General features: G+C 64.4%; 15 protein-coding genes. All 15 read right to left on the bottom strand.

Features of this window, described 5'->3' with window-relative positions:
• Positions 1 to 14 precede the first annotated feature (14 nt).
• Entirely contained in the window at positions 15 to 1415 is a 1401-nt protein-coding gene (locus FHR20_RS20780) for a conjugal transfer protein TraH (protein ID WP_037448255.1), read from the bottom strand.
• Between the two features lie 65 nt (positions 1416 to 1480).
• On the bottom strand, positions 1481 to 2305 hold the full coding sequence (locus FHR20_RS20775) for a conjugal transfer protein TraF (RefSeq protein ID WP_167301447.1): 825 nt from the start codon (positions 2303 to 2305) through the stop codon (positions 1481 to 1483).
• Positions 2306 to 2536: 231 nt separating this feature from the next.
• Positions 2537 to 2932: a hypothetical protein gene (locus FHR20_RS20770; protein ID WP_241213493.1), complete on the bottom strand. Its 396-nt coding sequence runs from the start codon at positions 2930 to 2932 to the stop codon at positions 2537 to 2539.
• A 24-nt stretch (positions 2933 to 2956) separates the two neighbouring features.
• Positions 2957 to 4795 (bottom strand): conjugal transfer protein TraN, encoded by a 1839-nt coding sequence (locus FHR20_RS20765; RefSeq protein ID WP_208413792.1) that lies wholly within the window; start codon positions 4793 to 4795, stop codon positions 2957 to 2959.
• Positions 4795 to 5538: a type-F conjugative transfer system pilin assembly protein TrbC gene (trbC, locus tag FHR20_RS20760; RefSeq protein WP_126001910.1), complete on the bottom strand. Its 744-nt coding sequence runs from the start codon at positions 5536 to 5538 to the stop codon at positions 4795 to 4797. Before trbC ends, FHR20_RS20765 begins: the two co-directional genes overlap by 1 nt.
• 10 nt (positions 5539 to 5548) lie before the next feature.
• A complete protein-coding gene (traU, locus tag FHR20_RS20755) occupies positions 5549 to 6565 on the bottom strand; it encodes a conjugal transfer pilus assembly protein TraU (RefSeq protein ID WP_126001911.1) in 1017 nt (338 codons plus the stop codon).
• On the bottom strand, positions 6565 to 6834 hold the full coding sequence (locus tag FHR20_RS20750; protein WP_167301446.1) for a hypothetical protein: 270 nt from the start codon (positions 6832 to 6834) through the stop codon (positions 6565 to 6567). Before FHR20_RS20750 ends, traU begins: the two co-directional genes overlap by 1 nt.
• A complete protein-coding gene (traW, locus tag FHR20_RS20745; RefSeq protein ID WP_126001913.1) occupies positions 6834 to 7490 on the bottom strand; it encodes a type-F conjugative transfer system protein TraW in 657 nt (218 codons plus the stop codon). Before traW ends, FHR20_RS20750 begins: the two co-directional genes overlap by 1 nt.
• On the bottom strand, positions 7487 to 8023 hold the full coding sequence (locus tag FHR20_RS20740; protein ID WP_126001914.1) for a S26 family signal peptidase: 537 nt from the start codon (positions 8021 to 8023) through the stop codon (positions 7487 to 7489). The genes traW and FHR20_RS20740 overlap by 4 nt, the downstream gene beginning before the upstream one ends.
• Positions 8004 to 8666, bottom strand: coding sequence for a type-F conjugative transfer system protein TrbI (locus FHR20_RS20735; RefSeq protein WP_126001915.1), 663 nt, complete (start codon positions 8664 to 8666; stop codon positions 8004 to 8006). Before FHR20_RS20735 ends, FHR20_RS20740 begins: the two co-directional genes overlap by 20 nt.
• Positions 8659 to 9018, bottom strand: coding sequence for a hypothetical protein (locus tag FHR20_RS20730; RefSeq protein ID WP_126001916.1), 360 nt, complete (start codon positions 9016 to 9018; stop codon positions 8659 to 8661). Before FHR20_RS20730 ends, FHR20_RS20735 begins: the two co-directional genes overlap by 8 nt.
• Positions 9019 to 9021: 3 nt before the next feature.
• On the bottom strand, positions 9022 to 11613 hold the full coding sequence (traC, locus tag FHR20_RS20725; RefSeq protein WP_126001917.1) for a type IV secretion system protein TraC: 2592 nt from the start codon (positions 11611 to 11613) through the stop codon (positions 9022 to 9024).
• Between the two features lies 1 nt (position 11614).
• Complete coding sequence (locus FHR20_RS20720) at positions 11615 to 12661, bottom strand: TraV family lipoprotein (protein ID WP_241213490.1); 1047 nt, start codon at positions 12659 to 12661, stop codon at positions 11615 to 11617.
• Positions 12658 to 13527, bottom strand: coding sequence for a DsbC family protein (locus tag FHR20_RS20715; RefSeq protein ID WP_126001918.1), 870 nt, complete (start codon positions 13525 to 13527; stop codon positions 12658 to 12660). Before FHR20_RS20715 ends, FHR20_RS20720 begins: the two co-directional genes overlap by 4 nt.
• On the bottom strand, positions 13514 to 14833 hold the full coding sequence (locus FHR20_RS20710) for a TrbI/VirB10 family protein (RefSeq protein WP_126001919.1): 1320 nt from the start codon (positions 14831 to 14833) through the stop codon (positions 13514 to 13516). Before FHR20_RS20710 ends, FHR20_RS20715 begins: the two co-directional genes overlap by 14 nt.

Genomic DNA, 14833 nt, shown 5'->3' with positions numbered 1-14833 from the left:
CTCCCCTCCCGCGCCTAGAGCAGGCCCTGCGCGTTCAAGCCCCGCGAGAAATTGAGCGCCGAGGACATGCCCGGCGTCATGCTGTTCTGCAGGGTCGATTCCAGCATGATGCTCCGGTTGATGATCTGCATCGTCACCTGGAGCTTGTTGCTAAGCTTGACGTCGCGCTGCGCGAACTTGGCGCGCGTGGCGGCGATCTGCTGGCGCCATTGCCCGGCCGTCTCCTGGTCCGCAGTCTGGTAGAAGACCTTCGCCTGCTCGACGCGGTCGAGCATGTTGTCGAGCATCGCGTTGAGAAGGTCGACCGCGACGATCTCAGAGAGCGTCTGAATCTCGCCGTCGGTCAACGCATAGTGGGCATAAGCCTGCACCGCGAGAATCTTGTAGATCGGCACGGTGGCCATGTTCAGGAGCTGCTTTTCGGCCGCGTCGAGCGCCGTGTCACTGCGGATCTTCGAGCTCATGCTCTTGATCATCGTCGCGATCCGCGGCCGAAGTGCACTCGCCTCGGGCACGCTCAACGTCTGGTCGGACACGTCCGTGCAAAGCTCGTTGTTGCACTTCAGGATCTTCACCTGGGGCGCACTGGCGGTGCCGTCCAACAGCGCCGTGACGACCGCCTCTTCGGCAGGACCGTAAATCACCACCTTCGGCCCCTGATCGCTGCCTGTCGGGGGCGTGGTGACGATCGTCCCGACCAGCGTCATCACATACTCGGAAAACGCCTGGTCAAAGGCACCGAATTTCGAGGATTTCTTCAGCGCCTCCCAGGTATAATTATGGGGATCACCGACGATCTGCTCCTTCATGTGAGGATCAGTGTTGCCGGCCAGCGTCCCGTCCCGTTGACCGCCGTTATTGCAGCCCTGCCGGGAAGCGGCCCAGTCCGAGAACACGCCTTGGCTGTTGCCGACCGCCTCGCAAATCGTCGACCGGGTGGTTTCCATTTGAGGCCAGATGCCCCCGACAAGCGCCTGAGCCGTTTCGCAGCTCGAAATGTTCATCTGGTTGAGGAGCTGCGCCTTCTGGCTGAACTCGTCCATGACCTTGCCGATCTCGGGCGACACACTGTCGATCGCCAGCTTGAAGGCAAAGCCCAGGGCGTTGTTGGCGGTCGCCTTTAACATCGCCACAATCTCGCTGGCGTTGATGAAGCTGAAGGACCCAGAGAACAGGTCGATGCCGCCACAGCCCGCACGCGCGCTCGGTAGCTGCAGGTTGAAGGGCGATACGCTCTTCTGCGGGAAGCGTGTCCACACGTTGCCCAGCGAATAGTATCCGGCCGACTGTCCCTGAAAGGCCGTTGGCCCGGTCACGTTCGCGGCGCCGCCGGCGTCGTTGAAGAAGCCGTTCATCTCCGAGGCGACATCGGCGCGCGCTACGCCGATCAGCGCGAAGTGGGATGCGGCGACCAGGGCCAGAGCGGTGCCGGCGCGGTGAGCCAGCCTCCCGAGCAGTCCCTTCTGTCGAGAGCCGGGCATCAGTAGTCGCTCCCCACTTTGGTGTTGGTGAGCATGAAGATGCGATCCATGATCTCATCTGCGCTCAGGATGCCGTAGCCGACCGGGATCGTTCGCTTCGTCGCGGTGTCAAACAGAACGAGGGCGGGCGTTTCGTTGCCCGAAACACCCATCCGCGCCCGCTGCCCGGAATCAACGACGTAGTTCGGAAAGTCCCGGCTCGGGCCCCCGTCCATGGACACAGCCATCACCGCCATGCGGTGGCTGTCGGCGACCGAGCGCAGGATCGGCGCGAACACCTCACAAGCGCCGCAGCTTTGCGCGTAGAAATAGAACAGGCCGTATCGCTGGCTGAGGTTTGTGAGGACCTGGTCGCGATCGGCCTTCCGGTTGTCGAGCCATGTCCGCTTCGCCACCGTGTTGACCGGGCGCTGTAGCGTGTAGTCGATATCCGGGTTTTGCCAGAGGGCGCGCTGCCAAGTGTCGGAGAACGTGGATGCGCGGTCCAGCTGCTCGCGCTGGAAGCGCACATAGGCGATGACATTCGCCTCCGATGGATCGAGGATAGCACGCGCCTTGAGTTCGTCCAGTTGCCGCGTGATCGCGGCGAGACGCTCGGCCGCGCTCGGTTCAGGCGCCGGCGGCTGACTATTGACCGTCTCGGCCGGCTTCGGCCTCGTACAATAGAACCACTGGCCGAGCCTGCGCTCGCCGCAGTAGAAATCGTCACCGCCACCCAGAGCCTCGACACTATCGTCGGCTCGTCCTGCGTCCTGCGCCCGCAACGGGGCAGCTACCGGCGCGACCGTCAGCAGGACCATCGCCAGCGTTGCCATCTTCGACATGTCTATCGTCCTTCCTCGGGGTCAGCCGCACCATCCTGGGATTGCGCGGGGTGGTTGGATGGGGTGGTCGGTGGCCTGTCCCAGGCCGCGATGTGGAGGCAGCAGTCGATCGGGGCCGTGGAGGAGGAGGCGGCGCTGCAGGCCGACAAGGACCGAGCAGGCGAGGTTTGGGCCTGCCCTACGGGGCCGGGTAGCATTGGGCTAGCAAGCAGGGATGCGATCATCGCCGGCTCAAAGAATGCGAAGCCCATGGTCCAACTCTCCTTTCGATAAGCGCAGCACGGACATCATCAGGGCGACGTCGATCAGCCGGGTTCCCTGATCCAGCATGCGGATGATCCCATTCATCAAAGGTCGCGCCGCACTCCGGCCCTCCTCGGTGGCGCGAAAGCAGTGGCTCTCCTCCGCGACCCAGCGGTTGGCGAGCATGTGCTCGATGGGCGCGGCAGCCGAAGTCGGATCCACCGCGCACTCGAACCATTCGCCGATCACGTGGCAGATCTCCTCCAAGCCAGGAGCTCGCCCGGCGCGGAACACGCACATGAAGATCGCCAGTTCGAACACCGTCATCTTCCAGTCGCAGCCGGGAGAGTCAGCGGTGCGCGGATCATTCGCCACGGCCGTCATGTCGATCACCCGGTTCTCTGATCGTCATGGAGTGCCTCCATGCAGGTCGTAGTAATTCTGAATCTTCGCCTGGATTTCGGTCATCGTCTGGACCTCATCCGGCAGCTTCGCCGCGTCGAGAAAGTCGGCGTAGACTTCTGTGAAATCCATCCTCGACAAGTCGAGCAGCTGAAACTCGGCGATGGTAAAGCCCTTGCATTGCTCGGACTTCGGGCTGCCCCAAGGCTTGTTGAGCTGGGCGCGGCCCTGTTCTTGCAGCACGCGGCTGAGCTTGCTCTCGAAGCAGCAATAGGCTGTCTTCTTCGTCTTGCAGATGCCCAGAAAGCTGGACGAGCACCACGTTCCGACCTTGTGGCACAGCCCCATGCGGTCCTTGATGTCGAGCTTCATCTCGTCCTGGGAGCAGGCGAACAACGCGAGGAAGGGCGTGGCGAGCGCTGCGATCGCTGCGGGCCCGCCGGCAAGCGCCGCCCCACCGGCCGCCAGCGTCAACGCGCCGGACACCTTGCCGGCGCAGCAATTGATGAGGCCGAAGACCGGCTTGTGACAGGTATCCCGCGTTCCGGAGAACACCGTCAGGTTGTTCGGATCGAACCCCTTCGAGGCGTCATCGATCGCGTGAAGCGCGACAAGCGCGTCCTTGAACTCTGTTGATGCCTCGCGCGTGATCGGCTCGCAGTCGCCGTTTATGCAGTAGACATCGTTGCCGCAGATATATTGCGGCGCATTCGAGGTAGGCGCGTCCGGTGTCGGACAGCGGTAGACCTTCTCCTTTACCTTGCACTCGCCTTGCTGCGGGTCGTCAAGGCACTCCTCGCGCAGAAACGTGCACTGGCGATTTCCTTCGAGATTGCCGCAATCGTTACCCTGCGAAAGCCGATGGCACGAATACTGCCGCTCCCACTGCCAGCAGGCCCGCGTGACGGCCACGCCGTTGATGGTGCGCGTGGTCGGCTCGCTGTCGACGCAGGTCTCGGAGGTGAGTTCACAAGTCTGCCCTGAGGTCGCGCCGATGCAGATGCCCTCGTCCCGATGCTCGTTGATGACCTGGCCGACAGTTTCGATCGTATACGGCCTGCCTGTGACCGCGGCGCTGTCGCACTCGTAAGTGATGATCTCGCCTTCGCGAATGTCCGGTTCGGTGCAAAAGCGCGGATTCCCCTGCAGGCAGACGTCGTACATGACGGTCTCGCGCGAGCGCTCGCGACAGACTCCGTTGGCGACGGGGGCGTTGAACGCCGGAACACAGCGGCGGCTCCGGTTGTCGCCACCCTGCGCGGCCGAGCGCGACCAGTTCTCGCAGGTATAAACAAACTTGTTCACGCCAGGCGTGACATCGACCACCAGTGGCACGCGGCACACCGGCGCCGTCTCGTCGACCTTGGTGCCGGTGTTGCAGGTCGCCTCGTAATAGCCAGCCGCGCCGGATCCGGGCGGCAGCGGCTGACACTGGCCACTCTCAGAGCCGATATTCTCGCCCTGCAGGTATGCCTCGGGATCATTTTCGACCGTCGTCGCGCGATTGGTGGTTGCGAGGATCTCGGCATTGCTGAAGGTGGCCCGTGTATGGTCTGGATCGGTCACAGTCCGATAGGAATCATTGGTGGAACGCTGAGCGGTTCCTGCGGCGACCAGCGCGTCCGGATCTTCGAAATAGGTGCTCTGAGGCTGGCTGGTGCCGGTATAGCCGGGCACGGCCGCGGCTTGAGCATCAGACGTCGGTACGAGGCTCTCGTCCTGCCGCTTGGCGTTGCCGAGGGCTTTTCCCTCCTCGCGCGCCTGCTCAACCGTCATCTGCTGAGCACCGGCAGGGCTGGCGACCAGGGAGACGCCGACGAGGGCGGCCACAAGAGTCCGGAGCATCACCGGCGCCGGCTCCGCGCGAGGTTCGCGAGCGCGACTGAAGCAATCCGGGCCCCTGGGCCATTCGCATCGGCGAAGGTGCTGAGAGCATAGTCGACCGTGACGTTGCCCTCCATGCGGTCATGGGGTGGGACCTTGCTTTCGCAGGAAAAGCCGGCGCACAGATCGAAGGTCGACGACACGGCAACATAGGTCGGGACCGCCTGTACGTTGAATGCGCGGAAGAGGCGCGGATCGATCCCGATGTTCGGCATGTCGTCCTTCTGAACGACCTGCCCAAGGCGGCTGACGAACTCCTTGGCCGAGTTGTTCGGGAAGCCGCGGAAGACGACAACGCCCCCGGCCTTCGCTGTGTCGGCGATCAGCTGCTTGAGCGAAGCCGGCGGCATGGACAGGCTGGCGAACACGATGAACTGCGGCGCATCTCCGCCCGGCACATTGGCATTCTTCGCCGCACCCTGGACCAGCTCGTCGAAGTCGATCTTGCCGTCCGGTCCCTTGGGCAGGTCCGTCGCTGCGACCCGCTGCATGTTGTCCATGCCCGATTTGCGAACGACCGTCGCCTCTTCGCGGAATTCGTCACCGCGGTCCTTCACCTGGTCGACGAAAGCCTGCGCCTCCGCAGCGAGGTCCGCCGCCCTCTTCTTGACCGTCTGCACGTCGAGCCCGTCGACGGTTTGGGCCAGTGCCGAGAGGCCGGCAGTGGCGAGAAGCGCGGTGATGCCGAAAGCCAAAAGGCGCATGCTTCCCTCCTCAGAACACGCAGCAGTTGCGTTTGCGCCAAACCAGGTAGCCCATGTCCTCGCCACCGGCGGGGAAGGCTCGGCCGGCATCCGGCGGCATGGTCGATGCGCCGATCGCGGAACAGGCGAAGCGCCCGCTGACCGTCGGTATCGGGTTCACCATCTGGAAGCGGTATTGCTGCTTCCGCATGATCGGCATGAGGTATTTCTTGCAGAGTCCCTCAGACCCCATCGTCCCCCACGCGAGGCCTTCGCGGTGCATCTTGTAGGCGAAGCGGGACAGCGCCAGGCGGGACGACTGGACATGCCCGATCGACGCGGGGATGTTGCCGTTGAGTGGATACATGCTGCCCTGACAGCCCGCGCACCAGAACAGAGCGTCCAGCGGGAGCGCGGCTGTTCCGGCGATACAGTCGCCCGCGCAGGCCGCCTGGGCGATAGGGTTGGCGAAGACGATCGCCTCTGGGTTGATGATCGCGGTGAGGGAGTCATCCTGCCAAAGCGGATCGATCTCCGTCATATAGGCGATGTCGAACGACGCCTGCTCGAAGCAGAGGAAGTCGGTCAGGATCTCCATCCAGTATAGGAGCGGATAGACGTACCAGTGGACATGCCATTTGGCCGTGCTCTGCGACCGCCCACCGACCATAGACGGTCCTGCTAGGTAGCCCTGGCCGATGTCGAAGCCTGGCGCGATGCGCGTGCCTCCAAGATTGGGGAAGCACCAGGGCTTCATCGTGACGTCGGCGAGCCTCACAGGCTCCCAGAACCCGACGGAAATGCCGATGCGCGGGAGCGGATCGGCGCAGGCACAGATTGGCGAAGCCGGATTGTTGGTGTCTGGCCGGCTGCCCGGCCAGATTTTCGCCCCGCCGATCGACAGCGGGAAGAGGCATGACCAGCAGACGTCGGTGATCGGGTTGACGAACTTGCCGGTGCAGGTCGGCGCCGCCTCGGCGCGTGGTGTCAGCGCCACCGTAACCGTCAGCAGGGCGAGAGCGCCCAGAAAGGCTCGTAGCCAACGCATTAGCGCCCCTCCCCCATCCGCTCGAGGAAAGCGTTGTCGGCGGCATTCTTCCGGTGAAGGTAGAGCCAAGTGTACAGCCCGGCTGCGACGAGCAACGCCAACGCGAGGCAGGGCGCCGCGCGTCCCAGTATGGCGTGGACCTGCGCAAAGAAGGCTGTGACGAGGGCGAGCGAGAGGCAGAGGGCCTGCCACAACAGGCGCATGCGGCGCAGTGCCCGCGTCTCCGGAGCCGCCATCGGCGTCCGCAGCAGATCGAGCCACAACGGCATCAGCTGCGGCCTCCGGATTTGAGGACCGTTTCGGAAATCTGGAGCAGCTTGCCAGCCTGCGAGACGACGGCCGGAGTATGGCGGATGCCGAACTTGCTGGTGAGGCGACCCTCCTGGTCGAAGAAGAACCGGCGCTTACGCGTCGTCATGGACTCGATCGGCGAGCCGTTGACGAAGATGATCTTCGCGTTGAGCTCGGTGAAGCGCTCCGTCGCCCAATCGACTTGCCCGGCGTCGTCGCCGTCGACGAAGACCAGGGTCTGGCGCATCGACACGAAGTCGAGCGGATTGATCCTCTGGCCGGCGGCGGCGATCAATTGCCCCTTATGATCCCGGATCTCGCGCTCGAGCGTGATTGTCGGATCATAATTCCAGGTTCGCGCCAGCTCGGCCGGCGAAATCCCTGCCACTGGCGAAGGCCGCCTGACCTTGGCTTCCGCTCGCTTAGCAAAGGCCGCGTTCACGCGGTCCATCTCACCAGTCGCCTGGGCTCGCTTGAGCCGGGTCTCGATCGTCGAGAGCAAGTCTGCCTCGACGACCGGATATGTCTGCCCCAGTTGACCAAAATCCCGTGCCTCGCCCCGCTCGGATCCCGTGAGCAGCACAGCCACGCCCAAGCTGGCGATGCCGGCGAGCGGGGCCAACAGGCGGATCACAGGATCGCCTCCCCGGTTCCCACGATCTGTCGCTGACACGCGAAGCCGATCGCGGCGTAACGGGAGTCGAAGCCGTCCTTGTGGGGCGTACCGACATAATAGCAGCCGGCCGGGATCACGCCGCTCGGGCCGATAGCCAGCGCCTCGCCCAATTTCGTTTTCGGCTTTGTGTACGCGACGACCCGACCGTTGACAGTGACAGCGCTATGCCAATGCGCAACAACGTCTCCCGGCATGCCGTAGACGATCTTCCCGAACAACTGCGGCTTTGCACCGAAATGCGCACGCACCAGATCGCTCGCCGGTGGGTCGAAAAAGACATACTCACCACGAGCCGGCAGTTTGTTGCGATGGATGATGAATGCCCAGTTCGGCAGTGAGTCTGTCGTGTTGATCAGCAATGCATGATCGTCCCGCCAGTCGCTGATCGCGCCCAGAATGAAGCTGCCGACGACGAAGGCTCCCAACAGCCCCCATAACCGCTTGCGCGGCCGCCATGCTGGCGCAGGAGCGCTATTGGCCGTTGCCGCCATCTTGGCCTCCAAAGGTCGAGATCGAAGCACCTGGGACGCCAGCCGGTGCCGCTGGCATTCGACCGGGCATCGCCGGCTGCGCGCCAAGGTTTTGAGGCGCGGCAGCCATCGGGTCGATCGTGGCGGCAGGTCCGGCAAACAACTGGGGTGCCGCCGCAGGCGCCATTTGCTGCTGGAGCTGCTGGAGTTCTTGCGCGCTCGCCTGCCTGGGCGGATGCACCCCGCTCGCATACACAGCCTTTCTGAGGCTGTCGGTGATGTCGGGCACATTCTTGGTCAGCACCGCCTCACCGACCAGCACCACCTGGCCGCTCGCACTGCGGCGCTGGAGTTCGTGGTCGAGGGACGACATGAAGGCGCGCATCTCGGCCTCGACCTGGGCAGGCGGCGACGCCGACCGGGCCTGTGCGGACACATACTCGCCGACGATGTTGGACAGGCTCGCCTTGACGATGTGTTCCTCGCGTGGGGCGATGAGCGCCTTCGTGACCCACATCGACCAGACCAGCGCCAGGATGAGTGTGAGGCCGATCAGCAACTGAGCCCTTGTAAACCCGGCGAAGCCGCGGCGCGCGCGGGAGGCCGCGGCGGGTGCGGACGCAACGACAGGCGGGGGAAGGTCGAGTTCGGGCTGATCAGCCATTGACGTTGCTCCGCTTGGGGTCGCGCGAGGGCAGGATGCTGTTGCGGCGGAACACGATGATCGCGGTGGCAAGCAGCATGTGCGCGACGACGAGGACGTGCTTGAACGACTCCACGCGCGCCGCATCGGCGGCGACATAACGGCTCGCCATATTGTTGAGCTGGTGCATCATCCCGTCGAACGAGAGACCGCCGATCGCGAGGAAGAAGAGGACTAACAGCCCCCAGGTCATGAGCAGGGTCGAGGCGAGAAACCCTGCCATGTGGAGGTAGAAGTAGAGCAGGAAGCGGACGTCGATCTTACGCCTCTGCGCGGTGGTGCCGGGTTCGGCTTGGGCTTGGATCGTCGCCATCGTTCACTCCGCCGCGATCGCCGCCGGATCTTCGGCGGGCGTCGCCCATTTCTCGGGGTTGTTGGGAAACGCGATCCGCTCGATCGCCTCGTCCATGGTGAGTCCGTCCGCGACCATCTCCTCGATGGCGGCGAACGTGCGGGGGCTCGACGAGAAGAGCGCCGCGGAGAAAGGGTCGAGGACAAGTCGGCCGACGGCCAGGGTATCCGGCCCCTTGATCATGATGTCCGAATATTCGAACCCGTTGCGCTTCAGAGACCGGAGCAACGCGTCCGTGTAATCATCCATCTCGAAGCGATCGTGCTTCTTGAAGTCCGCGATCGTCTCTGGCTTCTGCTGGAGGATGACGAACCAGTCGCTATTCTCGAGCGCCGCGATCGAGCCGGCTGATTTGTAATAGTCGTTGAGCGATTGCGTCGCGGTGACCAGCGAGGCGCCATATTTGCGGCAGGTGCGCGCATAGGTCTCGATGAAGTCCGCCATCGCCCCGCCGCGCAGCATCTGCCAGGCTTCGTCGAGGAGCAGCGCCTTGGGGATCGAGCGATCGACCTTGCGCATCATCTGCTGCGACATGAACATGATCGCCGTCAGGACGACGCTGCGGAGTTCCTCGCGCGACGACAGGTCGGACAGCTCGAAGACGGTGAGCTGCGCCTGCAGCTCGAACGAGACCTCGCCCTTGAAGAACTTGCCGTAGGTGCCCGCACTGGAAAACGGCATCATCGCGATCGCAAGGTGGGATGCCAGCTCGTTGCCGGTATCGTTCAATGCCGCGATGACGTCGTCGATCGAGCCGTTCCGGCCGCTGGCCTCCCAGACCCGGTTGACGGCACCGTCGATCAGGCCTCGTTCGGTGTCGGTCAGCCGGTCGATGTGTCGGGACATCTGGTTCACGATCGCCTTGAGCATTGCCATGCAGTCGAGAAGATAGTCCTCGTCCTCGGCCGCCTGCCGCTCGTCGATCATCGAGAATGGGTTCAGACAGAAGCCGCTCGACATCGTGAATTCGACGAAGGCGCCGCCTTGCAGCTTGGCCGAGTGCTCGAACGACCGGCCATCGTCGATCACGACGACCTTGGACCCCGCGCCGCACAGCGATGCACATAGCTCCTGCAGTGCGACGGACTTACCGCTGCCGCTCTTCCCGAATACCGCGACATTGTGGTTGCCGGCGGCGTTCTCGAACGGGCTCCAGAAGAAGGGCTGGCCGCGCCGCCCGATCAGCAGCAGGTGCGGCGTGTGACCGCCCAGATATTCGCCCTGGATCGGCGCAAGGTTTGCCGCGGTCGTGCTCAGCATCGTCCGCATGCGCTTCATGCGCTCGAGATCCCGCGAGAGGCCGTTCGCCATCGTCATGGGCATGGCGCAGAGCAGCCCCATGACCTGCAGATAGCGATCGTCGAGCAGGTCCCATCCCGCTGCCCGGTAGACGGATTTCAGGATGCGTTCGTTCGAGTCCCCCCTGCCCTTCGGGGAGAAGGAGGTGACACTGTAGAACAGGCGCACCAGCTTGCGCCCCTGTCGGATCTCGTCGTTGACGAACTTCCACTCCTGCGACTGATCGCGGAGCTGGGGCAGGAACCGGGCGGACTTGGAGTCTGCCAGGCTCGTGGTCCGCATGAACTTGAAGCTGGCTTTGTTGTTGGACGCCTGCGGATCGGGAAAATCCAAACAAAGGTTCGTCGCTACCGGGCACGGCATCCGCAGCTTGTCGGCAAACATGTCGCCGATCAGCCGTGCGCAATCCCAAGGCGCCCAGCGCTGCGGCAAATTGCGAACCGAGAAGGAGCGCACGTCGAAGACGTCGGGGTAGATCTCGCCGATCTCTGGCGCACCATCGACCTCCTTGCCGGTTGGGCGGAAGCGCTCCGTCCGCAGCAGGATCCGGTCCGGATCGACGCGCATCTCGATGTCGCGCCGGACCGCCTGGTCGGCGATCGGGTCGAGCGGGTTGTAGCTGACCACGTCCTCGCCTGCCGCGGTGGTCGGCGAGGTGATGTCGTCGATCCAGCCTATCAGCGCAATCGGGTCCATCTTACGCGCCGAGACACCGATCGAGCCGAGCACGGAGACCAGGCCGTCCATCACGGCGACGATCTCCTCGTTCGAAACGCTCGAGCTTTCAGGTGTCGAATAGGAGATCGCGACGCGATGGTTGCGCAGACAGAATGGCGCGTCGGCCGAGAGCGACTTCCAGACCCCTTCGGTTAGGAAGTCGACGCGATGCTTGGCCATCCGCTCGTAGACGCCGCTCGCGGAATAGCGTGGCAGATACCATTTCGAGAGCCGCTCGCCGACACGCGGACTCATCCAGTCGTGGAACTGCAAACAACCCGGCGCTGGAATCCCTTCCGAGAGAAACTGGGTGAGTATCTCGCCAGTGCGCTCATCGGCCCCGACCAAGGGCGAGACCTCGATTACGAAGCCGCGGGACGAGGAGTTGTAGAAGATGCCGGTCTTGGGATCGTAGCTCCGATACGGCAGCCAATGGGCGAGCATCGGCACCGCCAGATCCGGCCGCTGCGCATCCGGGCGCTTGCTGTCGCCAAACACCCCTGACAGCAGGTTGTCGAACAAGCCGGGCTTGCCGCTCATCTCACTTGTCCTCCGGGACGGACGCCGGAAAGCTCGCGGCGCGAATGGTGGGGCTGGTCAGCGGCTTCAGGCCCGGCGTCTCGGTGCTAGTCGCAGCATCCTGCGCCGCGCCCTCCAGGCGGGCTTGGGCGTCTTCATAGGCTTGGCTCGCCTTCACGCGGGCCATCGCCTCGACGCCCGAGCTGGCCTTGCCGACACCTTCCAGCGCAGCGCGCTTCGCGTCCGGCGTCTGCGATGAAGTCTGACTATTCACGGCCGGCGGCGGGGCCGCGGCGCCTCGGGCGGGGTCCAAAGGAGGCTTGGCCTCGACGCCGCCGGGCGGCGGAGCCAAAGCCGCCGCTGCGGTCGTCGATGCGCCCGAAGACACTCGAGCATCATCGGAGACAGCTACGTTCGACCGGGCGGTGCTCCGCTCCGGCTTCGCTGTCAGACGCTTCGCGACGTCAGCCTTGATCGCGGCAACCGGGTCCGTTCCTCGCGCGCGAGCCGCAGCCACAACGGCGGGATCTGGCAGATTGGGATCAAACGCGGCGACATCGACCGTACCCGACGCCTGACGATCGACGGCCTCGACGAGGCTCAGCTGCGCAGGCTCGGCTGTTGCGGCATTGCGGTCGGGGATGGGTCTTGCGTCGGCGAGCGCCTGTGCCTGCCATTCGGACTGCACCACGGTGTGAACCGCGCTGGCCTCGTGGAGGCGGCCGCGCTCGTCGACATAAGGCTGGAAGACGATCCGAAGCACCTTCTCCCGCGTGCGGGCCGCGGCCGGTTCGCCGGCCGCGACCGGGGCCGGCGCGAGCGCGGTACGGGTTGCTCGCGGCGAACGTGGCGCCTGATATGGTCCGGCCGGGATCATCACGTCACCTGCCTCGCCCGAGATCATCGCCAGCGCGCGATCGTCGATCGTCGAGGAGGGCGCGCAAATCCCGTCGGGCGCTTGGCACGAGAAACTGCCCTTGACGTTGCCACCGAGGGTCGCGCACCCCGTCATTGCCAACAGGCCTGCGACGCACAGGGCGGAGCGGCACGAGCGTACGCGGGCGCTCACGACCGCGCGTCCTTGAACCAGCTGAGCAGGAACTCCTTGGGGCGATAGCCCTCGAGGACCGCGCCATCGCTCCGGACGATCACCGGCGTCCCGGTCAGGCCATGCTTGTGTGCGAACGCTTCGTTCGCGTCGAGGCCGGAGGTATCGCACGACGCGCCGCCCTTGAACGGTTCGCCTGCATAGGCGGCGTGGAGCGCCTCCTCCCGGTTCTTCGCGCAATAGACGCGATCGGCGATGTCGCGGCTACCCAGAACGGAGATAGGCCGCTCCACGACCCGCACATTCATGCTGCGCAGCACGTTCGTAAGGGCCCGGCAGTAGCCGCAGCGGAAGTCGGTGAAGACGGTGACCGTCTGCCCCGCAGGATTGCCCCACACTATCGCGCCGTCCTTCGGCAGGCCATCAAGCGAAAGGGTGGCGGGCCGAACCGGGAGCGACGCCTTCTCGACCCGGCCCTTAGTCGGCGAGATCGGTGATTCTTCGTCTCCCTCCGCCGCGGCGGCATTGGCTTTCGCAGCCCCGCCCACCAGCATATCAGGATTTATTTCGAGGAGTCGGGCGGCGGTGAGATCCTGCCGCGTCTCCATGTCATAGACCCGGCCGATGATGAGGTAGCGGGCCTTGGTGTCGACATAGAAGAGGTTCGCTCCAGCGGTTACCTCGCAAAGCCCCTTGACCTTCTCGCAGTCGACCTTGGTTAGCGGCGTCTTGGGCAGCCTGGTCTTCAGGAGACTGGCCACCTCTACGCTGCCCGGGCTGGCGATCTGTGCAGCGACGGCAACGCTGGCGACTCCCACGAGCGGCACGGCCAGCACCATCATGGCTTTCGGTGACAAGCGCCGGCGCAGACGATCAATTCCGAACATAGACACCCTCCAGGAAGACGATTTCGACATCGATGCCGGTCGGCATCTCGATCACCGGCTGATATTGCTCGGCGCGCTCGATCAGATATTTCGAGACCATGTCCCCGCTCTGGGCGACGCCTTCCCCGAACCCACCTTGAGCAATGTCTCCGAGCCCGAGCTTCTGACGCTGACCGTTCACGGTCACGTTGGGCTGCGTCAGGAAGGAATTGGCGTTCGCCGAAAAGCCGCGCCCGAAACCGCCGACCAGGCCGGCGATGAACGCTTGGCTGACGAGGCCGCCTTCCCGAGAGACGACCCGTCCACGCACGCCGGTCTTGCCACCGAAGGCGATGAAGCCTTTGACCTCGGAAACCGCATAGCGCCCGCCGGGCTGCGGGCAGGTCATCTTCTGCAGCTTGACGTAAACCTTCTCGCTCGAAAGCTCCCCGCGCGCTGCGCCGTTGATGAGGCAGCCCTGGATCTTGGTCGTGAGGAGCTTGCCGTTCTGCAGCACAGATCGCGCCGGACCGGTGATGCGCAGTACGACCGGGAGCGGGTCTGTTTGGCTATTCACTCCGGCTGCCGCATCGACGCCGACGATCACCTTGGCCGAGGCAAAGCTGTTGGGCGGTAGATAGTTCGGACTATCAGTGTAGACCGTGTTGCCCTTTGCAACCTTGGACGCGGTGCCTGCGTCGCCCGTCGAAAAGCTGACCATCTTGACCTCGGCGGACCGGCCCACCGGCATCGCAGCGGCTGCCGCCGCATCGGGTCGCTGGTACGCCTGTGGCCCATTGGGACCATACATCGCCGAGGGGCCGGGGGGAGGCGGAGGCGCCGTCGGGCGCTCATTCAGCTGCTTGCGAAGCTGCTCGTTCTCCGCCTGATACGCCGAGAGCACCCGCTGCCCATCGGCCTGCATCGCCTGGTTCTGGCCTTTCAGCGCTTCGATCTGCTCAGCGAGGTTGTCGACGCGCGCCGTCTGGCCATTCACCGATTTGAGCTGGTTCTCCGTCGAGGCGAAGCGGTTTTCCGAGAGTGCCATCCACTCCTGCTGGGAGAGATTGCGATTGACGAGATCCTTGGTGGAGACCTCGACTTTCTCCGCGTCGTCGCCGTCCGCGGTCTTTGCGCCGTCGTCGCTGCTGAAGATCCAAAGCGAGGAAAGGAGCAACCCCACACCACCGGCGCCGGCGAGCAGCATCCGCTGCTTGCGGCGAACCGCTTCGTTTCCGGCGAGCTCGCCGCCGACCGGCGAGACGCTCTCCCCTTCGGCCTCGTCGAGCGGCTTGCGCTTACGATTGAAGATGTCCGCAAAGGCCAT

Source organism: Sphingomonas leidyi (genome assembly GCF_011761945.1).
GTDB lineage: Bacteria > Pseudomonadota > Alphaproteobacteria > Sphingomonadales > Sphingomonadaceae > Sphingomonas > Sphingomonas leidyi.
This window is presented reverse-complemented; position numbering and strand designations above follow the sequence as displayed.